The 21,629-nt window shown below is 59.1% G+C and carries 21 protein-coding genes; 5 read left to right on the plus strand and 16 right to left on the minus strand.

Translation table 11 applies throughout. From position 1 onward, the window contains the following. Positions 1-221 precede the first annotated feature (221 nt). Together I6L37_RS10710 and I6L37_RS10715 are read left to right on the plus strand one after the other, a co-directional pair. Entirely contained in the window at positions 222-554 is a 333-nt protein-coding gene (locus tag I6L37_RS10710) for a hypothetical protein (RefSeq protein WP_216994028.1), read from the plus strand. 207 nt (positions 555-761) lie between these two features. Beyond that, the gene (locus I6L37_RS10715) at positions 762-1,247 is read left to right on the plus strand and encodes a hypothetical protein (protein WP_216994029.1); all 486 of its coding nucleotides are present in this window, start codon (positions 762-764) and stop codon (positions 1,245-1,247) included. Between the two features lie 155 nt (positions 1,248-1,402). Here I6L37_RS10715 and I6L37_RS10720 read toward each other — a convergent pair whose 3' ends face one another. The 4 genes from I6L37_RS10720 to I6L37_RS10735 all read right to left on the minus strand — a co-directional run bounded on the left by I6L37_RS10720 (position 1,403) and on the right by I6L37_RS10735 (position 8,198). After that, complete coding sequence (locus I6L37_RS10720) at positions 1,403-2,752, minus strand: APC family permease (RefSeq protein WP_216994030.1); 1,350 nt, start codon at positions 2,750-2,752, stop codon at positions 1,403-1,405. 772 nt (positions 2,753-3,524) lie between these two features. Beyond that, positions 3,525-4,874, minus strand: coding sequence for an APC family permease (locus I6L37_RS10725; protein ID WP_216994149.1), 1,350 nt, complete (start codon positions 4,872-4,874; stop codon positions 3,525-3,527). Between the two features lie 366 nt (positions 4,875-5,240). After that, complete coding sequence (gabT, locus tag I6L37_RS10730) at positions 5,241-6,536, minus strand: 4-aminobutyrate--2-oxoglutarate transaminase (protein WP_216994031.1); 1,296 nt, start codon at positions 6,534-6,536, stop codon at positions 5,241-5,243. 198 nt (positions 6,537-6,734) lie between these two features. Continuing rightward, positions 6,735-8,198 carry an NAD-dependent succinate-semialdehyde dehydrogenase gene (locus tag I6L37_RS10735; RefSeq protein ID WP_216994032.1) on the minus strand — a complete coding sequence of 488 codons (1,464 nt, stop codon included), beginning with the start codon at positions 8,196-8,198 and terminating at the stop codon, positions 6,735-6,737. Positions 8,199-8,551: 353 nt separating this feature from the next. On the opposite strand from I6L37_RS10735, the gene puuR reads away from it, so the two are divergent. Beyond that, positions 8,552-9,109 carry an HTH-type transcriptional regulator PuuR gene (gene puuR / locus I6L37_RS10740; RefSeq protein WP_216994033.1) on the plus strand — a complete coding sequence of 186 codons (558 nt, stop codon included), beginning with the start codon at positions 8,552-8,554 and terminating at the stop codon, positions 9,107-9,109. 50 nt (positions 9,110-9,159) lie between these two features. Further along, positions 9,160-10,437: an FAD-binding oxidoreductase gene (locus I6L37_RS10745; RefSeq protein ID WP_042027692.1), complete on the plus strand. Its 1,278-nt coding sequence runs from the start codon at positions 9,160-9,162 to the stop codon at positions 10,435-10,437. Positions 10,438-10,560: 123 nt separating this feature from the next. Here I6L37_RS10745 and I6L37_RS10750 read toward each other — a convergent pair whose 3' ends face one another. From I6L37_RS10750 to I6L37_RS10770, 5 genes are all read right to left on the minus strand, one after another. Continuing rightward, positions 10,561-11,757, minus strand: coding sequence for a transporter (locus tag I6L37_RS10750; RefSeq protein WP_216994034.1), 1,197 nt, complete (start codon positions 11,755-11,757; stop codon positions 10,561-10,563). Positions 11,758-11,816: 59 nt separating this feature from the next. Further along, complete coding sequence (locus I6L37_RS10755; RefSeq protein WP_216994035.1) at positions 11,817-12,476, minus strand: hypothetical protein; 660 nt, start codon at positions 12,474-12,476, stop codon at positions 11,817-11,819. A 7-nt stretch (positions 12,477-12,483) separates the two neighbouring features. Next, complete coding sequence (locus I6L37_RS10760) at positions 12,484-13,161, minus strand: C39 family peptidase (protein WP_042027687.1); 678 nt, start codon at positions 13,159-13,161, stop codon at positions 12,484-12,486. 54 nt (positions 13,162-13,215) lie between these two features. Continuing rightward, entirely contained in the window at positions 13,216-14,313 is a 1,098-nt protein-coding gene (locus I6L37_RS10765) for a hypothetical protein (protein WP_216994036.1), read from the minus strand. An 87-nt stretch (positions 14,314-14,400) separates the two neighbouring features. Further along, positions 14,401-14,979 (minus strand): hypothetical protein, encoded by a 579-nt coding sequence (locus I6L37_RS10770; protein WP_254203561.1) that lies wholly within the window; start codon positions 14,977-14,979, stop codon positions 14,401-14,403. Positions 14,980-15,345: 366 nt separating this feature from the next. Between I6L37_RS10770 and I6L37_RS10775 the strand changes: the two genes are divergently transcribed. Further along, positions 15,346-16,653: a sigma-54 dependent transcriptional regulator gene (locus I6L37_RS10775; RefSeq protein ID WP_042072970.1), complete on the plus strand. Its 1,308-nt coding sequence runs from the start codon at positions 15,346-15,348 to the stop codon at positions 16,651-16,653. 160 nt (positions 16,654-16,813) lie between these two features. Here the strand turns inward: I6L37_RS10775 and I6L37_RS10780 are convergent, their stop codons facing one another. The 7 genes from I6L37_RS10780 to I6L37_RS10810 all read right to left on the minus strand — a co-directional run bounded on the left by I6L37_RS10780 (position 16,814) and on the right by I6L37_RS10810 (position 21,513). Continuing rightward, on the minus strand, positions 16,814-17,158 hold the full coding sequence (locus I6L37_RS10780; RefSeq protein WP_124238226.1) for a hypothetical protein: 345 nt from the start codon (positions 17,156-17,158) through the stop codon (positions 16,814-16,816). 95 nt (positions 17,159-17,253) lie between these two features. Further along, entirely contained in the window at positions 17,254-17,682 is a 429-nt protein-coding gene (locus I6L37_RS10785) for an N-acetyltransferase (RefSeq protein ID WP_216994037.1), read from the minus strand. Between the two features lie 98 nt (positions 17,683-17,780). Continuing rightward, positions 17,781-18,062 carry a putative quinol monooxygenase gene (locus tag I6L37_RS10790; RefSeq protein ID WP_216994038.1) on the minus strand — a complete coding sequence of 94 codons (282 nt, stop codon included), beginning with the start codon at positions 18,060-18,062 and terminating at the stop codon, positions 17,781-17,783. 109 nt (positions 18,063-18,171) lie between these two features. Beyond that, positions 18,172-18,402, minus strand: a complete 231-nt coding sequence (locus tag I6L37_RS10795) for a hypothetical protein (RefSeq protein ID WP_216994039.1) — start codon at positions 18,400-18,402, stop codon at positions 18,172-18,174. 382 nt (positions 18,403-18,784) lie between these two features. Then, complete coding sequence (locus tag I6L37_RS10800; RefSeq protein ID WP_042027681.1) at positions 18,785-19,273, minus strand: TIGR00645 family protein; 489 nt, start codon at positions 19,271-19,273, stop codon at positions 18,785-18,787. 180 nt (positions 19,274-19,453) lie between these two features. Further along, the gene (locus I6L37_RS10805; protein WP_216994040.1) at positions 19,454-20,839 is read right to left on the minus strand and encodes an ATP-binding protein; all 1,386 of its coding nucleotides are present in this window, start codon (positions 20,837-20,839) and stop codon (positions 19,454-19,456) included. Continuing rightward, positions 20,839-21,513, minus strand: a complete 675-nt coding sequence (locus I6L37_RS10810) for a response regulator (protein WP_042028195.1) — start codon at positions 21,511-21,513, stop codon at positions 20,839-20,841. Before I6L37_RS10810 ends, I6L37_RS10805 begins: the two co-directional genes overlap by 1 nt. Positions 21,514-21,629: the final 116 nt, after the last annotated feature.

Below are 21,629 nucleotides of genomic sequence, written 5' to 3' on the forward strand. Positions count from 1 at the left end.
TGACAGAAATATGACAAAGTGACACTTTTATGATGGTTTGATGACATGACCCGTGCGCTGGTTGGCCGCCCGGGGAGATCTTTTTTGGCGAAATCGGTCAGAAACTGTCGGACCATCTTCCTGGGCCTGGCGATGAAGGGCTCCGTTCGTATTCGTGCTTGTGCTTGGCCACCAGCGTTATATGCTGGCTGTTGTTCCTTCAATCAAAGAGTGGTGCTGTCATGCGTGCATGGATACTGTGTGTTTCCCTGGGGTTGCTGTCTGCCGGCGTGCAGGCCGAGTGCAATCTCGAAAAAGCGGCCAAAAACGAAGCCCTCAACGCGACACTGGGGGTCAAGGGACGCTGTGATACCGACAAGCTGGTGGAGCAGAAGACCAAGGACGCCAAGAAAGAAGTGAAAGAGGTGAAGAAGAACACCGCCGAGGCGATCGACAACAAGACAGATGGCCTCAAGGAGACGCGCGACGATCTCAAGCAGACCAGCAAGGACGTGAAGAAGGTGGTGAAGGATCCGGTCAAGTCGGCCGCCACCGCCGTGGTCAACAAGGGCTAAGGCTGGGAGTCGCCAGCGGTACGCCGTGCAGCGCAAGAAAGGGAGCCAATGGCTCCCTTTTTGTTTGGCAGGTCATCGGCGCGTTAAAAACTGACGGAGGAAGCGGGCTCAGAGGAGCCAAAAGAGCATAAAGGAGCTATCCGGTGCCAAGGCTGGGCCTGGGAGGGTACACTGCGGCGTCATGTTATTAGCTATGGTGAGTCTGTCATGAAACATTGGTCCCTTCTCCTCCTGCCCCTGGCGCTGGCCTCCCTGCCGTCCCAGGCCAATCTTCTTTCCTCCGGTTGCAGTGCCAAGGATGTGGCGATCGGTTCCGCGGTCAACAGCGCGACCGGCGTCAACAGCCGCTGCTCGGCGGCCAGCACCAAGCAGCGGGTCGAGAATGCGATAGACAATCCGGGGGATTACGCCAAGCGCAAGGCAGCCGAGGCGACCGGAGTCGATGAAGCCTACAACAAGGCGCGCAACACCAAGCAGCGGGTCGAGAACGCGATAGACAATCCGGGGGATTACGCCAAGCGCAAGGCAGCCGAGGCGACCGGAGTCGATGAAGCCTACAACAAGGCGCGCAACACCAAGCAGCGGGTCGAGAATGCGGTAGAGAACCCGGGGGATTACGCCAAGCGCAAGGCGGCCGAGGCGACCGGGGTGGATGAGGCCTACCACAAGACACGCAACGCCAAGGATCGATAACGTGGTGGATGATCCGCTCAAGGCGGCGGGCAAGGCGGTGCTGCGCCACACGGGAACATACTGACAGATAAGAGGCAGGGGAGCGCCGTCACTCAGGCCAGCGCATTAAAAAGGGGAGCCAGTGACTCCCCTTTTGCTATCCGGTATCCGCGCCATTACTGAGCGTCGGTCGCCTCTTCGTACTGGCGGAACGGGATGCGGAACACCGCCAGACGCAGGAACAGATAGGTGACGCCGAGGCCAGCCCAGATCAGGCCCAGCTCCAGGGAGCTCTGCTCCAGGTTGATCCACAGGGCGCCGATGGTGGCGGCACCCAGCAGCGGCAGCAGCAGGAACAGCAGGTGCTCCTTGAGGCTCTTGTTGCGTTTCTCGCGGACCCAGAACTGGCCGATGACCGACAGGTTGACGAAGGTGAAGGCCACCAGGGCACCGAAGTTCACCAGCGCCAGCGCCATGTCCAGATCGAACGACACCGCGGAGAGGGCCAGGGCACCCACCAGCAGCACGTTGATGGCCGGGGTGCGGTATTTAGGGTGAATGTAGCCAAACACCCGCTCCGGGATCATGCGATCGCGGCCCATCACGTAGAGGATGCGGGAGACACCGGCGTGGGCCGCCATGCCGGAGGCCAGTACGGCGACCGTGGTGCAGACCAGTACGATGCTCTGGAACAGGGTGCCGCCCACGTAGAGGGCGATTTCAGGCAGCACGGCATCCGGCTCCTTGAAGCGGGCCAGATCCGGGAAGTAGAGCTGCAGACAGTAGGAGACCACCACGAAGATGACGCCACCGATGAGGGCGGTCAGCACGATCGCCTTGGGGATCACCTTGCCGGCGTTCGGGGTCTCTTCACTGAGGGAGCTCAGACCGTCAAAACCGAGGAAGGAGAAGCAGAGGATGGTCGCACCGGTAAAGAGCGGCACCATGCTGGCGCTCTCGAAGTGGAACGGCCGGCTGCTCATCAGGGTGGCGGCACCCTCGCCATGGTAGAGGCCCCAGCCCATCAGGCCGATGAAGACGACGATGATGGCGAGCTGGATAAAGACGATGGCGCCGTTGAAGTTGGCCACCAGGTTGATACCGCGCAGGTTGAGGAAGGTCATCACGGTCACCAGGCCGAAGATGAAGATCCAGGGATCGACACCCGGGAACATGGCGGTCAGGTAGATCTTGGCCAGCAAGATGTTGATCATCGGCATGAACATGTAGTCGAGCAGGGATGACCAGCCGACCATGAAACCGACGTAGGGGTTGAACACCTTCTGGGCATAGGTGTAGGCAGAGCCCGCGGAGGGGAACTTGCGCACCAGGTGGCCATAGCTGAGGGCGGTCAGCAGGATGCCGCCCAGCGCCAGCAGGTAGGCGGTGGCGACCCGGCCTTCGGTGATGTCACCGACGATGGCGAAGGTGTCGAATACGGCCATGGGGGTCAGATAGGCGAGACCCATTACGATAACCTGAGTCAGGGTCAGGGTCTTGAGCAGCTTGGCGCCTTGAGATGCCATTACGCTTTCTCCTCAATCAGTGCCGGAGCACATGCTTGCAACGCGCACAGGGAGACGAAAAATTCGCAGACCTGTACATCAAGGGCGCCGGGGAGGCGCATACCGGTGTTGGCCGGCAGGAAAGCATTGAAACGCCCCATTTTTTTCCTCTTAACGTCGGGAGATTGTTGGCAATCTCGGTATCACTTCCGGAAGGTTTCCGGCCTCTGTGGTTGGTTTGGTGTTCTGCCCAAAAGAAAGAACCGATGTCGCAAGGAACATCGGCTCTTCAATTGGCCGCGTATTTTGCATTTGTGGCCCCCCCGTGACAAGCAATAATGGGCGCCGGATCGCATTTTTTTGCACTCTGCTTTGACAGGTAAGCGATCACTCTCCCCGTACTGCCCTCATGTTACTTCTTCCCCCGTTTTTCAGGTCACGCTGGATGAGGGAGCCTCGCTCTCATCCAGTACGGAATCTCGCCATTTCGCCGCTGCAGGGCGCATTGGTACAGGAAGAGGCGCCCGGGCCGGGTGGCCTCTTCCGGTTGGCTGGCAAGGGGATCTGTCTGGTGCATGGCTCCTGCTCTGGCGACCAGCATAAGGGAGGAGAGAGGCGCGAATAAATGGTCACTTTATCCGGGTGAACACCGTTTTTGGTCATGGGTGGTGGGGGCAAGAGGGGCAAGCTAGGGAATTGAGTACAAAGGGATTTTTTATCAGGCTTTCAATCAGGCATGAAAAAAGGAGCCTAAAGGCTCCTTTTGATTCAGTACATTCATGCTCGCACAGACTTACTGGGCCACCTCGACCTTGTCGGCGGTGTGCAGCGGAATGCGGAACACCACCAGACGCAGGAACAGGTAGAGGGCACCGAGCGCCGCCCAGATCAGCCCCAGCTCGAAGGAGGAGGGCTCGAGGTTGAGCCACAGCACCCCGATGCAGGCGGCGCCGCACAGGGGCATCACCAGGAACAGCAGGTGATCCTTCAGGGTCTTGTTGCGACCGAGCTTCACATAGAAGTGGGCAATGACCGCCAGGTTGACGAAGGTGAAGGCCACCAGGGCGCCGAAGTTGATCAGGGCCAGGGCGATCTCCAGATCAAACGACACGGCGGAGAGGGCCAGGGTGCCCACCAGCAGCACGTTGAGCGCCGGAGTCTGCCACTTCGGATGGATATAGGAGAAGAAGCGCGCAGGCAGGGCGCGATCCCGACCCATCACGTAGAGCAGGCGCGACACGCCGGCGTGGGAGGCCAGCCCAGAGGCCAGCACCGCCACTGTCGTGCACACCAGCACCACTGCCTGGAACAGCTTGCCACCCACGTAGAGGGCAATCTCGGACAGGACCGCATCCGGTTGCTGGAAGCGGGAGATGTCCGGGAAGAACAGCTGCAGGAAGTAGGAGGTGGTGACGAACAGCACGCCGCCGATCAGCGCGGTCAGCACGATGGCGCGGGGGATCACCCGATCCGCGTCCGGGGTCTCTTCCGACAGGGTGCTGATGGCATCAAAACCCAGGAACGACAGGCACAGGATGGAGGCGCCGGTCAGCAGGGGGTTGATGTGCATCTGCTCGGAGAAGAAGGGACGGCTGCTGGCCACGGTTCCCAGCCCTTCACCGTTGTAGACGCCCCAGGCGATGAGGCCGATGAAGACGGCGATGATGCTGAACTGCATCATGACGATCAGGCTGTTGAAGTTGGCCACCAGCTTGATGCCGCGCAGGTTGAGGGCCGTCATCACGGCGGCCAGACCGAAGATGTAGGTCCAGGGCTCCACGTTCGGGAACAGGGCCTCCAGATAGATCTTGGCCAGCAGCATGTTGATCATCGGCATGAACATGTAGTCGAGCAGGGAGGTCCAGCCCACCATGAAGCCCACATAGGGGTGAAACACCTTCTGGGCATAGGTATAGGCAGAACCGGCCGACGGGAACTTGCGTACCAGATGGCCATAGCTCAGGGCGGTGAACAGCATGCCCATCAGGGCAAACAGATAGGCCGTCGGCACATGGCCGTCGGTGATCTCGGTGACGATGCCGAAGGTGTCGAACACTGCCATGGGAGTGAGGTAAGCCAGGCCCATGACCACGACCTGCCAGAGTTTCAGGGTCTTTTTCAGACCAACCGCCGGGGTTGTCATCATGCCTGTTCCTCACGCAGTGCCGGGGTGGCACGGTCCATCAACGAAACCGGGAGAGTGGCCCGGGGATCAAGGGCGCCAGGGTGGCGCGCACCGGCCAGGGCCGGCAGGAAAGCATTGACATGCCCCATGTTGTTCCTCACTAAGACTTGGTGTCGGGAGATTGCTGCCAATCTCGCTATCTTTTCCGGGGGTGATCCGGCCTCGTTTATGGGTTTGTTCACTGTGAAAAAAGTACCGATGCCGCTGGGCTGCACCGGTACTTTCAGTGGCCGCGCATTGTGCATTTGCAGGGCCCCCTTGACAAGCGATAAAAGGGGCAAAATTGCATTTATTTGCACTGGTGAGCGGTCACTTTCATGCTGGTCAGTCCAGCACGGCCTCCAGTGACTTTTCAAGGATTTGCAGCCCTTCGTCAATCACGGACGCAGGGGCGGTCAGGGGGGCGAGAAAACGGATGACATTTGCGCGCACACCGCATGACAACAGGACCAGACCGCGCCTGCCCGCCTCGGCCACCAGACGCTTGGTGAGGTCGGGATCCGGCTGGGCGGCATCGCGCTGCTTCACCAGCTCCATGGCCACCATGGCGCCGGGGCCGCGAATTTGACCTATGCAGTCAAAACGCTCGGCTATGCGTTGCAGTCCTGCCTTGATCTGCTCGCCCTGGGCTTGCGCCTTGTGGTTGAGCTGCTCCTCTTCGATCACCTCCAGTACCGCCAGGGCGGCGGCGCAGGCGATGGGGGAGCCGGCATAGGTGCCGCCCAGACCACCCGGCTTGGCCGAGTTCATGATGTCGGCCTTGCCCACTACGGCGGAGAGGGGGAAGCCGCCGGCCAGGCTCTTGGCCAGGGTCATAATGTCCGGCTCGATGCCGGCATACTCGGTGGCGAAGGTCTTGCCGGTGCGGCAGAAACCGCTCTGGATCTCGTCGCAGATCAGCAGGATGCCGTGCTGATCGCAGATGCGGCGCAGGCTCTGCATGAAGCGGGGGGAGGCGGGATAGAAGCCACCCTCGCCCTGAACCGGTTCGAGGATGATGGCAGCCACCCGGCTTGGTTCGATGTCGGCGCTGAAGCAGAGGTCGAGGGCCTGCAGGGCATCCTCTTCACTCACCCCCAGATAGTCGGCGGGGAAGGGGATGTGGTAGACCTCGCCCGGGAAGGGGCCGAAACCGGTCTTGTAGGGAACCACCTTGCCGGTCAGAGCCATGCCCATCATGGTGCGGCCGTGAAAGCCCCCCTTGAAGGCGATGGTACCGCTGCGGCCGGTGTGGGCGCGGGCGATCTTGATGGCGTTCTCCACCGCCTCGGCGCCGGTAGAGAGAAACAGGGTGCGCTTCGATGTGGAGCCGGGCACCAGGGCATTCAACTTTTCCGCCAGCTCGATATAGCCGGGGTAGGGGGTGACCTGGAAGCAGGTGTGGCTGAATTTCTCCAGTTGGGCCTGCACCGCCGCCACCACTTTCGGGTGGTTGTGGCCGGTGTTGAGCACGGCGATGCCGGAGGCGAAATCGATGTAGCGGTTGCCCTCGATGTCCCACAGCTCGGCATTCTGCGCCTTGTCGATAAAGACCGGCTGCAGGGTACCGACGCCGTTCACCACGGCAGCTTCACGGCGGGCCTGCCAGGCCTGGTTTGACTGGTTGTCTGAATGACTCATTTTTCCTCCCTGCGGGGGCGTTTGCCCCCTCTCTTGAGTGTTGGCGAGGCTCCCGGGCGGGAGCGCTCACTTCGTCCTTGAATAGTGTGGTGGCAAGCCTTGGCAGGCTGGCCAGACCCCGCCCGTCCCTTCCCATGTTTGGAGGGGCGGGTTTGCGCCTCCCTTGATGAAGGCGAGGTGGGGTGATCGTTATCCTGCCTAGCGGATGGCGCCAAAGCAGAGGTATTTGGTCTCGAGGTACTCCTCCAGCCCCTCGGCCGCCCCTTCGCGGCCCAGACCCGACTCCTTGATGCCGCCAAAGGGAGCCAGTTCGGTGGAGATGATCCCTTCGTTGATGCCCACCATGCCGTATTCGAGCCGCTCGGCAACTCGCCACACCCGGGCGATGTCGCGGCCATAGAAGTAGGCGGCCAGGCCATAGGGGGTGTCGTTGGCCAGCGCAATGGCCTGCTCTTCGCTGTCAAAGCGCACCAGCGGTGCCACCGGCCCGAAGATCTCCTCCTGCAGGATGGGGTTGTCCCCCTTTACCTCGCCGAGGATGGTGGGCTGATAGAAGAGCGGGCCGGCGGGGTGGGCCTCGCCCCCCAGCAGCACCCTGGCGCCGGCGTCCCGGGCCTGGTTGACCAGCTCGGCCACCTTGCTGGCGGCGGCGGGGTTGATGAGGGGGCCAATCTGGGTGCCCTCGCTCATGCCATCCCCCACCTTGAAGGCTTTGACGGCGGCGGTCAGCTTCTCGGCGAAGGCGTCGTAGACGCTCGATTGCACCAGGATGCGGTTGGCGCAGACGCAGGTCTGGCCCGCATTGCGGTATTTGGAGGCCAGCGCCCCTGCCACGGCGGCATCAAGATCCGCGTCGTCAAAGACGATGAAGGGGGCGTTGCCGCCAAGTTCCAGCGACACCCGCTTCATGGTGTCGGCGCACTGGCGCATCAACAGCTTGCCGATGCGGGTCGAGCCGGTGAACGAGAGCTTGCGTACCACAGGGTTCTGGCACAGCTCGTCACCCACCGCCGCCGCCTGATGGGAGGTAATGATGTTGATGACGCCGGCCGGGATGCCCGCCTCTTCGGCCAGTGCCGCCAGAGCGAGAGCGCACAGAGGGGTCTCGGCGGCAGGCTTGATGACGATGGTGCAACCGGCGGCCAGTGCCGGACCCGCCTTGCGGGTGATCATGGCGATGGGGAAGTTCCACGGGGTGATGGCGGCAACCACCCCCACCGGCTGCTTGATGGTGGCCAGACGGCGATCGCCGCTAAAACCCGGGATGGTGCGGCCGTAGGCGCGTTTGCCCTCTTCGGCGAACCATTGGATGAAGCTGGCGCCGTAGGCCACTTCCCCCTTGGCTTCGGCCAACGGCTTGCCCTGCTCGCAGGTCATGATGCGGGCCAGCTCGTCGGTGTGGGCAGTGATGGCGGCAAACCAGGCGTAGAGTTTGTTGCTGCGCTCCTTGGCGGTCAGGGCGGCCCAGGCCGGTTGGGCGGCCTTGGCGGCGTCGATGGCGCGGCGGGTGTCCTCGGCATTCATGTCGGGCACCTGGGTAATCACGGCACCGCTGGCCGGATTGGTGACCTCGAAGGTGCGGCCGCTGGCGGCATCGCACCAGTGACCATCTATATAGGCGCGGGATTTGATCAAGCTGCTGTTGGGTATCGTTCCTGACATGGGAAGCCTCGAGTGTGGATCCGGGCAGCAGGGGGCCGGTTACCCGATCCTCCCTGTGGTGCTGCCGTATAAAATAATAAGCACAGGGAGAACATAAAGTGAGCCGAAATGTTTTTCAAGTGTTAAATATATTTGAATTATTGGTGTTCAGCATGCTAGAAAATGGGCTGTGACGCACGGTCTATCCCATATGGTGCCACAGGATGGTATCAAGGGTGTGCAAAATAATGAACGCTCGCGCTGTGTAACATAGCAAACAGCCGGGGGATGATTGGTCCGCTATTTTAACCAGCGGCGACAGGGAGGTTGATCATGTACCAAAGAGACAAGAGCGAAGATACCCGGGGACTGCCATGAGCGGGTTGCCATACCAGAGCATGGGGGAACGGCTGGCGGCGGTGCGCCATCAGCTGGGGCTCTCCCAGCGGCGAGCCGCCGAGCTCAGCGGCCTGACCCACGGCGCCATCTGCATGATAGAGCAGGACAAGGTGAGCCCGTCGGTGGCCTCCCTGCAAAAGCTGCTCACCGTCTACGGCCTGCCACTGTCGCGCTTCTTCGCCGAAGAGGAGCAGAGCGTGCCGGGTGTGGTGATCAAGGCCGAGCAGCTGATCGAGCTGGGCAGCCAGGGGGTCTCCATGAAGCTGGTGCACAACGGCAACAACCGACGCCAGCTTGGCTTCATGCTGGAGACCTATCCCCCCGGCACCGACACCGGTGGCCAGGTCAAGCACCAGGGGGAAGAGGTTGGCACGGTGCTGGAGGGGTCGGTGACCCTGACGGTGGCAGGACAGAGTTATCAGCTGGAAGCGGGCGACAGCTATGTGATCGACACGGGCGAGCCCCACAGCTTCAGCAATCCGTCGGGGCAGACATGCCGCATCATCAGCGCGCATACCCCGGCAAATTTCTAGTGACAGGCGATGCCTCGCTAGGGAAAAGAACCGGTAAGGAAACAGGGATCATGACCGAGCATGTAAACAGTTATTACGCAGCCAGCGCCAATCAACATGCGCCTTTTGCCACTCTGACCGAGCAACTGGAGTGCGATGTCTGCGTCATCGGGGCGGGTTATACCGGCCTCTCCAGTGCGCTCCACCTGGTGGAGAAGGGATACAAGGTGGTGGTGCTGGAGGCGGCCCGGGTCGGCTTTGGCGCCAGCGGTCGCAACGGCGGCCAGATCGTTAACTCCTACAGCCGCGACATCGACACCATAGAAGCGAACTGCCCGCCGGATCAGGCCAGGCTGCTCGGTTCCATGCTGTTTGAAGGGGGCCAGATCATCCGCGATCGCATCAAGCGCTACAACATCCAGTGCGATCTGCAGGAAGGGGGTGTGTTCGCCGCCGAGACCGAGAAGCAGCTGCACGAGCTCAAGGCCCAGCAGGCCCGCTGGCAGAAGTGGGGCAACGACAAGCTGGAGCTGCTCGATGCCAAGGGGGTGCGTGAAGTGGTGGCGAGCGATCGCTACGTCGGCGCCCTGCTCGACAAGAGCGGCGGCCATATCCACCCCCTCAACCTGGCGCTGGGGGAGGCGGAGGCGATCCGCATGCAGGGGGGGCTTATTTTCGAACAATCCGCCGTCACCAGCATCACGCCGGGCCAGCCTGCACTGGTGAAGACCGCCAAGGGGGCGGTCAAGGCGCGTTTCGTGATGGTGGCCGGCAACGCCTATCTCGGCAACCTGGTGCCCGAGCTCGCCGGCAAGAGCATGCCCTGTGGCACCCAGGTGATCACCACCGAAGTGCTGGGTGAGGAGCGGGCCCGTTCACTGCTGCCGCAAAACTACTGCGTGGAAGACTGCAACTACCTGCTCGACTACTACCGCACCAGCGCCGATCACCGGCTCATCTATGGCGGCGGTGTGGTTTACGGGGCGCGGGATCCGGCGGATATCGAGCGGCTGATCATCCCCAAGATGCGCAAAACCTTCCCCCAGCTGGCCGACGTCAAGGTGGAGTACACCTGGACCGGCAACTTCCTGCTGACCCTGTCGCGCCTGCCGCAGTTTGGTCGTATCGGCCCCAACATCTACTACATGCAGGGCTACAGCGGCCACGGCGTCACCTGCACCCATCTGGCGGGCAAGCTGCTCTCCGAGGTGTTGAGCGGTCAGGCGGAGCGCTTCGATGCGTTTGCCAAACTGCCCCACTACCCCTTCCCGGGGGGCCGCATGTTCCGCATTCCCTTCACCGCCGCCGGCGCTGCCTGGTACACCCTGCGCGATCGCCTGGGGGTGTAAGCGGCCCAGCGGGAGGCGATGCAAGGGCAAGGCTCTATCGTCAGCCCGGAATCACCCGAGGGAGGCATCATGCCTCCCTCATTGTTTGTTCCCCATAAAACCTGCCTCCCACACTCGGTCTGACTAGAAGCGGTAAGGAAAACGGATCCCGATACTGTAGTCGGGGGCATCCGTGGTGAGCCCTGCCGACCAGTTGACCACCATGGAGAGCCGGTCGGTGATGGCCCATGTCGAACCCATGCCAAAACTCGCCGCGTTGGCATCCGAACCGATGACCTTCTCCATCCCGAACCCTTCCACCCCCTGCTCGGACTCGCGGGTGATGCGCTGGTTGATGTTGAAGGAGAGGCTGAAGCGCTCGTTTAGGGCGAATGCGACCCCGAGCCCGTATTCAAACCAGTCTCCCAGCTGGACGCTACCCGGTTGCTGCCCCGGTTGATAGGAGATGTCGTCAAAATCCTCCTTGAGGCTGTGGCCATAGTTGATGTTGGCGAACAGGATGGCGGGATCCAGGGTCCTGACCAGCGAGAAACCGGTCGACAGCTGCCAGAGCCCGTTGCCGGTGGCGAGCTCCTTCGGGGTCATCAGGTTGCCCGATGCCGAGGTGTCTAGCTCGATGCCGTAAGGATCCGTGCCGGTCGGTGCCTTGACCCTGACATTCCACACCAGATCCGGCCACTCCTCGTCTTCGGCCATGACCCGGTAATAGACGGCGAGGCTGAGATCGCCGAGCCCCCCGTCGCTGACGCTCTGCTCCTCGAAACTGCGGCTGGAGTTATCCTTGCCGGTGCTCTGGTAGTTGCTGCTGCGAAACAGGTAGGGGATGGCGAGCTCCAGCTGCCAGCGATCGTTGAGGGTGTAGCGGGTCACCAGATCGGCACTGATCTGATCGGAGCGCACCCTGTCCAGATTGATCTCGCCAAGAAAGATGGCATCCAGTGCGAGAAAGCCGCGCAGGGCGAGATCCTTGCGGTTGTAATGCTGGTAGGAGAGGCCGAGGTCGAAGGTCAGGGCGCGATCGAAGACGTTGTGCTGCTCCAGCAGCAGATCTTCGGTGCTGCGACCGGGCTCCGGGCTGCGACGGTCCGGTTCCTGCTGTGCCCTGGCCGGTGTCACGGCAGCCGTGTCGGTACCCGTCGCGGTTACTCCGCTGCTCTTGACGGCTTCCAGCCTGGCCTGCAGCTGGTGGAGCGCCTGATTTTGCTGGATCAACTGTTGGCGCAACTGATCCAGCTGTTGTTGCAACGCCTCTTCTTCTGCGGTGGCGCCCCAGCATGTCAGCGGGGTCAACATCATCAACAGCAGGGGGGACTGTTTCATGGGAGCGGATCCTTGTTGTTGTTTATCGTCCTTTTTTCGTGCCGTCAGGGGAGCAGAGACTAGCGGGAGAGCCAGATCTTCGTCTGGTTGAGGGTCTGCAAGCCATCCCCCCTGACCCGATTGAGTTGCAGCAGGCCGCGACTGAAGTCCGTGCCCCGCAGGCTCTGCTCCAGCCGGACGCTACCATCAGGGGTATTGAACTGCAGGCCCGCGTAGTTGCCCGAGACGCTGTAACTGGCGGTGCCGAGCACGCCCTGTTGCTGATAATGGCCGGCGGAGACAAGCTCCCCGGCCATCTCGGGGGGTGTCGTCCCGATGCCGGTGAGGTTCACCGAGCGGTTGCCGCGCCCTTCCAGCTGCATCACCTGCACTAGGCCCGCCCCCTGCACAGGGGCGCTGGCAGGGGCCGTGGCGACCGCGCTGGCCCCCTCTTTGATGCGAATATCCAGCCTGGGGGTGTGCTGCTCCACGCTCAGTGCCAGGTTCATGGCTGCCGTCTGTCGGGACTGGGCCGTGGTCAGGGTGGAGATGAACTCGATGCCAAAATAATGGATGCCGTGAGCGCTGACATAACGTCCCCGCAAGCCGGCCAGCTCGCTATCGGACATCTGTGGGGCAAACAGATCCGACAGTTGTGCCAGGGGATCGGATGTCGCCAGCAGCGGGAGGGGCAAGGCCCCCAGGCTGCAGACGAGGTAGAGGGCGGGCCGGATGTTCATGTTGACCTCACATTAATTCTTTGTGCTGGAAGCCAAAGTCCAGCAGGGATGTTTCATTGACCGGGGCGAACAGCCCGTCCCTGCCTCTGGCCGAGAACGGAGGGGAGGGGTTGGCCAGGGGAGCGTCCGGGCGATAACCTGCACCGATCACGGCCAGCAGGATCCCGTTCCAGCTCTCCTTGAACTCCCTGAACGAGATGATGCGGTTGCCAAGGGCAGGGTCTGCCAGATAGACGCGGTCACGGCGGTCGATGGCGCGCAGCACGGCGAAGTGCTGATAGCCGCGAATATTGAGCAGCACTATGGTCGGCACCCTTACCTGGCGCAGCTTGGTATCGCTCAGGCGGTAACCCCGGGCACGCATCCCCAGCATCTGCACGTACTGCTTCATGTCCAGCATGGAAAAGCCGTAGCGTTTGACCTGCGCCGGATCGGCCATGGCCATCATGCCGTCCATCACCCAGCGTTCATTGGTCGCCTGGCCATAGGCATGGCGCAGTATGGTGGCCACCGCCGCCGCGCCACAGCTGAAGTCGGTATGCTGGCGCTCGAGATTGGCATAGCGGCGCTCCTGGATGCTCTGTACCGGTTTGGCAAGCCCCCCCAGCGCCGGGAGATGCTCTCCCATCGGCAGGGTCGCCGACCAGACGACGGGGCTGAACAGCAACGGCAATAGCCAGCGCATTGACACCTCCTTGTGGGCAAAAAATGGGGGGCACACAGGCCCCCCAAGGGTGGATCACTTGGCAAATCCGGCTGCCAGCGAGAGGTTGTTCGCTTGCAGATTGTTGGTGCCAGACGCGACGTTCACCCCGATATTGCCCACGGCGCCATTGAAGGAGCCGCCGTCTATGGTGGCATGGTTGAAGGTCTCACGGGCGGTGTAGGTGTTGACCACGGGGATGTAGCCGGTCACCGAGCCGTGCAGTGTCATGTCACCCTCTTCCTTGAACTCGAACTTGGAGTCCTTGCTGCCGTCGTTGTCCAGATTGTCGTAGTCGATGTGACCCCAGAGGCTGCCGCCGTTGGGGTGATCACGATCCTGCCAGATCTCCGGATAGACGTTGTTGGACTGCTTGCTCGTCCCCTCGTAATTACCCTTGGCATCGAGCTTGAGGTGAACCGGGGCGTTCTCCACCGTTCTGGTGGCGCTCAGGCTCTTGTTCTCGGTCAGGTTCTTGGACACATGCTGGCTGTTGGCCACGGTGGCTACCGCCATGGCGCCGGTGGATACCGAGGCGGCCAGGTTGTTGGCCTGCACGTTGCCGGAGCCGGAGGCTACGTTGGCGTTGATATTGCCTGCGGCATTCTTGAAGGCACCACCACCGACACTCGCCCTGTTCTGGTGCCCCTGGTTGCTGGCCCAGTTCATGCTGGCGCTCTGGCTGGAGAAGATCTCGGCATCCGAAGAGCCACCCGCGCTGCCGTGAGGGTGGCCACCGCCCATGACAAACTCGGCATCGACCTGGTCATAGGCGGCCAGGGAGACGCTGTTGCCTTGCACGTTGGAGTCACCGGCCGCCACGTTGGCGCCGATGTTGCCGGATGCCCCCTGGAACGAGCCATCAATCTTGCTTGCGTTCTCCGTTCTGCTGTTGACTGTGCCTATCATGGTGCTGGATTGCTGGTTGTCCACGACGGCCATGCCGAGCTTGTTGACGTTGACAAAGCCGCCGACCATCACCTTGCCTTCGTACTTCACATCGACCTCAGCCTTGACCTTCTTGGTCAAGGTTGCCCCTGTCTCATCCTTGTCACCGCGGTACTCGGCGGATGCGGTGCCGGACATCGCCATGATGACAGCGGCGGCTAATGAGCTGTAAATAAGTCCACGCATATTGAGTCTCTCCATTGAACTTTCTGGGGAAGATCCGCCCATCGGCAGGTGCTGCGCTCCCGGACTTCGCTTCCTGTCCCTGCGGCATCAGGGTGATGCCGTTACTGCGCCCGCCAGGGGCAGGGCAACCATGTTGACGGCCTGATTGCCCTGTCCCGTGACCTGGTTCACCTGAATGACTCCTTTACTGCCGCTCAGGGCGTTGTCATCCAGATAGATGCTGGTTGTCATGCTTGCGGGGAGCTGGCCCGGGGAGGGGCTGGCGATACTGTTGCCGAGATTCACGTCGGTCACGACGCTTATCCCGGCGTCGCCCAGTGACAATGCGAAGCCATTGAGTTGCTGGTTGGCTTCACCCGCTGCCTGGTTGATGCTCAAAAGCCCTTGGGTCTGGCCAAGTGCCGCGCCATGGATAGCGACGCTCTGGTGACCGCCCGGGGTGATGCTGGATTGATTCTGTTGGCTGAACTGAATTACGGCCGGACCCGAGAGGGAAATAGATGCGAGGTTGCCTTGTTGGTTGTGATTGCCAGCAACCATATTGACGCCCAGGTTGCCACGAATATTGCCAAGCGCTTGCGACCCCAAATCAACACGATTCTCCGCTTGTGATGAGTTCATCAATTGGAGGAGTGAAAGGATCGCCACGACAATATATTTCATCATGCTATCTCTATTGTTTGTCACCTGGAGTTTACAGATATAGCAATGGCGATGCCAAAACTTAACTTGTTGATTTAAATCACTTTTTTGTTTTCAGATCGTACTGTTTTGTCTCAAATTTGAGACTGCATTTTTATGTCATCCACCAAGGTGTTGTTTATCAATGAATTTATTTTTCTCAGCCTAAGACTGACTTGTCTCAATATTGCTGCGCATCAGTCAATTAGGCGGGATGGTTTATAGTTATCGTCACCTGATGTGTTCGAATTAAGCTCTTTGATAATGAGAATTTCTATCAAAATAAAAACATGAACCTTGCGGGGTCAGGATTGGCACGCTTATAAGAAGCTCGAACAAGGAGGTTTCCATATGACAGCAACGGCATTATTGCTCATCAATTCATGTGCCGTACTGGAGAGTCTGCTGGTCAAAAGCGAGTGGCGGGTGGAGCAGGCAAGTTCACTGGCGATGGCAGAGAGAAAGTTGCAGGAGAAGGATTATCCCCTGGTGCTGGTGGCCATCGAGCCTGATCAGCACGAGGCATTGTCGGCCTTGATCACGCAGCACGCGAGCAGCCTGTGGATTGGCCTGATCCAGCGTGATGCCCTCGCCAGTGAGGAGATGCGCAATTTGCTGGCCGCCTGCTTCCATGATTTTCACACCTTTCCCCTCGAGCGGATACGGCTCTCCCACAGTCTGGGCCATGCCCTCGGCATGGCCCGGCTGATCAGGCGCTATCGCCCGAAAATAGCGGAACAACCGCGCTTCATTCAGGGGGAGAGTGCCCCCATTCGTCAGCTGCGTGAACAGATCCAGCGCTTGCAGCACTGTCGCCTGCCGGTGCTGGTGACCGGGCCCAGCGGCACCGGCAAGGAGCTGGTCGCCAGGGAGCTGCACTACAGCGCGTTTGGGGAAGATAGTCCCTTCGTGGCCGTCAACTGTGGCGCCATGCCCCACCAGCTGATCCAGTCCGAGCTGTTCGGTCACGTCAAGGGGGCCTTCACCGGGGCCCAGAGTCGCAAGATAGGCAGGATAGAAGCGGCCGATGGCGGCACCCTGTTCCTCGACGAGATAGGCGAACTGCCGCTCGAAGATCAGGCGACCCTGCTGCGTTTCTTGCAAGAAGAGAGCATAGAGGCGGTGGGCAGCCATGTGTCCCGCAGCGTCGATGTGAGGGTCATTGCCGCAACCAACATAGACGTAGAGCAGGCGGTGGCCAACGGCTCGTTTCGCATGGACCTTTACTATCGGCTCAATGTGGTGCGCCTGCGCACACCCGCGCTGCGTGAGCGAGCCGAAGACATCCAGCTGCTGGCGGACGAGGTCCTGGCCGAGGCGCGGGGCAATCGCATGATAAGTTTCACCCGCAAGGCGCGCCAGGCCATGCAGTCTTACGACTGGCCAGGCAATGTCAGGGAGCTGCGCAACCGGGTGCAGCGGGCCGCCGTCATGTGTTCGGGCCCCTTTATCGATGCCCAGGATATGGAGCTGATCCACAGGGACTCCCAGCTGCTGAACATGAACAACTCTCTCAAGGCCGTGCGAGAAGCGGCGGAGCGCCAGGCGTTGCAACGAACCTTGACCCGTTTCCCGGATCAGCTGGAAGAGGTGGCGCGCCAGCTCGATATCTCCCGTGCGACCCTCTATCGCCTGCTGGACAAGCACGATTTGCTGTAAGCTGGCACCCCGTCAGGGTGGCGTGAAGGAAGTGGCCTATACCAGCGGGAGTATGGGCGGCGGTGTTGCAACCCGTCCGTGGCTTGTCCGGAAGATGCCAGAAACAACAAGGCCACCCAATGGTGGCCTTGTCATGAGTGCGTATTTGGTAATTTTTACATTACTGCGAGTATGAGACCTTACCTGTATCACTTATATGAATAACATTTTTTTGTTTTAGCTTTGCAATAATATCTTGTTTGTCCTTTTCAGAAATTCCGCCTTGGAATTGAAACATCGCGCTAATGGAATTGGATAAAGACGTGAGCTTGCTTGGTTTTAACTTTAATAATCGTTCGGTAACATAATCAGTTTGATCATGACCATTTGATTCAGAAGTAATTCGTGGGGCGGGGTATTCATCCTCTTCTTGTTTTCGTCCTAATTGAAGTAAAAGTTGAGCAAGTCGAAACTTGTCTCTATAACTGAGTTGTTCACAAACCTTGGCTATCTCTTCATATGACATTGTTACGTTCCTTGTGTTGCCATTAATAGCTATTTTATAGCTAATATCAATTGTTTCGACTCAATATTATGAGCTGTGTATTAAGTTTCTCCTACTCAATATCTTTGCCAGTACATCGGGATGGTAGAACGCCCACTATGCTCACACACTTGGTGTGCCCCACCGATAAAACCGCTGCGGACATAGAAGCGCCGCGCTGCATCATTCTCTGCATACACCCTCAAATCGAGGCGCTCATATCGTCTTTTGAGGTGCTCAATCAGTTGGCGACCCAGCCCCTGTGACTGCTTGTCCGGGGTAATAAAGAGGGCTGCGAGTGCTCCCTGGTGATAGGAGACAAACCCCAGGAGCTGGCCACCTTCCTCATAGACCCAGCTTTCGCTGGCGGGCAGATAGATATCCCGCATCTCCGCCCGCTGTGCATGCCAGAAAGAGGCGGGGATAAAGTGGTGAGCCCGTATGGATGCCTGATACCAGAGCTCTACCACGGCATCCAAATCGGCAGTAGATAATGGACGGATCATGGTTTCCTCAATAGTTAAAAATGGAGATGGGGTCGACTTGATGAGTCAAGCGTCATGGGGCTTTCATGAACAGATGATGACTTTCTCGTAGCTGAAAATCATTCAGCTATCGTCACCGTATAATGGCGCTCTACGTTGACCGTGATCTCTCCCCAATACGAGGATTTGACTCTGGTTTGGTGCGCTTGAAAGGCGAGCTTATCGACAAACTCTTCATAGACATCGAATCGACATGGATTAGCGCTATCTTGAATTACCTCAAAGACAAGGCAACCGGGCTCAGTGCGAGTCAGTTGGATATGTTTGGCAAGCTCATCTTTAACCTGAGCTAAAGCTGATGGAGGAACAATAATAAATCCCTTTAGTATCACCTTGCTCACGGCTTCCCTCAAACAGAGATATTTTAATGTTGATAATAAACAGGGTAAATAACTGATATTTAAAAAATAAAAACGAGAATAAAACAAGTATATAATATGTGCTATTTTATTATGGCAGTAGATGTCTAATGTTTTTTAATTCTTCAATGTATATGTCTAAATGTTTCTTTGATAAGGCAATTGGGTATCCAGCACATGATGATACTAGAATGTCGTGATGATTAACCATAAATAGCCCTTCACTCTTTAAATAATTCCTATAATCATCGGCAGAAAAGCGCTCCAATGTATGAACATCTACTGCCTCTACCAATTGATTTATTATTTGAGTTTTCTTCATAATAAAGAGCTCTTATAGGTATAAAGGATGCATATTTTTTCAAGGTTTAACATTTGTCATCACGGATTACTCACTACGGTCAAGCTACCGCCCCTGAGTTACAGCTCCCACACTGCTGTTATGAACCAATATGCTTCGGACAAAATCGGCAAGAAGGCGCATGGCGAGCCTTCGGATGCGTTGCTTTGTCGAGCGACCATGATACCGAATGAAGCCTTTTCTGGAAGAGGCAATGGGCAATAATCAGTCGTGGATCAATAAATTAAACACGGGCTGGGTTGCTGCCTGAATGGGTCGGTGGGACGTCTGGATACGGTGAAAGGGGGAAGAGTAAAAACACTGCGGCCACCCGAAGGTGGCCGCAGTGTATGAAGGCCGAGCCTTATTTGCGGGTCAGCTTGTCCAGATAGCCCATGGCAAAGGCGGAGACGACAAAGGTGATATGGATCAACAGGTACCATTTGATCTTGTCGTTGGGGATATTTTCGGCATTCATAAACACCTTGAGCAGGTGAATGGACGAGATGGCGACGATGGAGGCGGCCACTTTGTTCTTCAGGGAACCGGCGTCGAGCTTGCCGAGCCATACCAGCTTGTCGCTCTCATCCCCCACGTCGAGGCGCGAGACGAAGTTCTCATAACCGGAAAACATCACCATCACGATGAGCCCCCCCACCAGGGTGATATCGATCAGTGACAGGGTGACCAGCACCAGATCCACCTCTTTCATTGCGAAGATATTCGGCAGGATATGGATGATCTCCTGAAAGAACTTCAGGCCCAGTGCCAGCAGGATAAGGCTGAGTCCCAGGTAGATGGGGGCCATGATCCAGCGCGATGCATACATCAATCTTTCAAACATGTTTTCCATGGTGTGATAGCAAGTCCATCAAAGGGTTAACAGACAAAAACGTCCCTAGCTTAACCGAGATGGGGCGCATCACAAGTATCTGAATGAAAACGGTGGAGGATTTGTGCTGCGGGCGCACGACAGGCGCGACCCGCATTGCAGGAGGGGAAAGCAAGGGGCCCAGTGGCAGGGCCCTGAGGGTCAGGGCAGGGTCAGGGTAAAGCGGGCACCGCCAAGGGGCGATTCGTCCACCCGGATCTGGCCGCCGTAGCTGTGGACTATCTCGGTCACGACCGCGAGGCCAATGCCTTGCCCCGGGGAGCTGTCGGCCCGCACGCCGCGCTGGAAGATCTGCTCCGATTTGGCCGGCTCTATGCCGGGGCCGTCATCTTCCACTTCGATGCGCAGCTGCTCGGCCTGACGGCACACCGTCACATGCACTTCGCTGATGGCGAACTTGCAGGCATTGTCGAGCAGGTTGCCCATCAGCTCCATCAGATCCCCCTGCTCACCGTGAAACAGGGCGTCGTCATCGAAGTGAAACTGGGTCTGCAGCTTCTTGTGGCGATAGACCTTGGTCAGGCTGGCCAGCAGTTTCTCGATAAGGGGCACCGGCTCAGTGCCTTTGCTGGCGAGGCGCTGGCGGCCGGTGACGGCGCGCCTGAGCTGGTACTGGACCATCTGATCCATGGTGAGGATCTGCTCGTTGATGTTGTCGTGGATGTCGCGCCCGAGCTTGCTCTCCCGGGTGGTCATCTGGATCAGCGCCAGCCGGGTTTTCAGGCTGTGGGCGAGATCGTTGAGGGCGTGTTGGTAACGCTGGGTCTGCTGTCGCTCGTTCTCCAGCAACTGGTTGATGGAGTCGGTAAGGGGCGCCAGTTCCCGCTCGACATCGCTGGAGAGGGCGTCGAGCTTGCCGGCCCGGATCTCGTCGAGCTGGCGGGCGATGGCGCGCAGGGAGCTGAGGCTCCAGAAGGTGGTAAGCACCAGCATGCCTGCGAGCAGCATATAGGCCAGCAGCGCCTGGCGCGCAGTCTGGCTGAGGTAGGCGAGCGCCTGGGCGTGGTAGCGCTTGGCGGAATCTATCATCACCACGTAGTAGGCGGTAGTGCCGGTGCCGGGGTTGCGAACAAAACGCAGGCTGTAGACGAAGTAGCTCTCGCCGTTTTGTATGGTGTGCTTCTTGAAGAAGTAGTCGAGATCCATCCCCCCCAGGTACTTCATCAGATCCCCGCAGATGGTCTGCTTGGTCTTGATCACCTCGGGCAGATGCAGGCTGGACCACACCAGGGCGCCGTCGGCACGGCAGATCAGGGTGTCGAGGTTGCGATCCCCGGCATTGCGGGAGAGGTGGCCAAGATCGGCGGATTTGTTCTGGGAGGGCTCGGTGGAGGAGAAGAGCTTGGCCAGGTTCTCTTGCATCCGGGCGCTCGCCTTCTGGCTCAGCTCCTCGACATGGGCAAGGTAGAGGGCATACACCGCAAAGCTCATGATGAGGGCGATCACCAGCAGCGAGCTGAGCAGCAGCTTGATGTGCAGGGAGCGGCGCAGCAGCTGCACGGGGCGCAGCAACAGGGGGAGCTGCATCAGTTGCACGACAGGTTGAAGATGTAGCCCTGGCGGCGGATGGTGGAGATGGGTTGAATCGTCCCTTCCGGATCCAGCTTCTTGCGCAGCCGGCTCACCATTACCTCTATGGTATTGGGGTCCCCTTCGCCGTCGCCGTAGAGCTGATCGAGCAGCTGCTGCTTGGAAACCACCTGACGGGCATTGCGCATCAGGTATTCCAGAATGAGGTACTCGAAGCTGGTGAGTACCGCCACTTCGCCGGCGATGGTCAGCTCCTTGCGGGAGAGATCCAGCTCGTAATCACCGGCCTTCACCCGTGGGGAGATAAACCCGGCGCTGCGGCGCAGCAAAGCGTTGAGGCGAGCCAGCAGCTCGTCTTTCTGGAACGGCTTGACCAAATAGTCATCGGCGCCCGCTTCCAGCCCCTCGACCTTGTCCTGCCAGTTGCCACGAGCTGTCAGGATCAGGATGGGGAAGGGGATCTGTTGTTCGCGCATCTGGCGGATCAGCTGCAGGCCGTCCATGTCCGGCAGGCCGAGATCGATGATGGCCACATCAATGGGATAGTCAGCGGCGTAGTGCAGCGCAATACCAGCCTGATCCGTGCTGTAAACCTGATTGTCGGCCTCGGTCAGCAGGGAGGAGAGGTGGTGATTGAGCAGCTTGTCATCTTCGACCAATAAAATTTTCATGATATGGGCGGTCATAGGAGGTCCAGGCTGCCAATTAGAAAGGGTTAGTCATGCAGAGTCAATCCGTATCCTAATGCGCCCCTCCTGTATCGGGACTGAATCAGCCCGACTTCAGA

The sequence above is a fragment of the Aeromonas sp. FDAARGOS 1407 genome (assembly GCF_019048725.1).
Taxonomy (GTDB): domain Bacteria; phylum Pseudomonadota; class Gammaproteobacteria; order Enterobacterales; family Aeromonadaceae; genus Aeromonas; species Aeromonas enteropelogenes.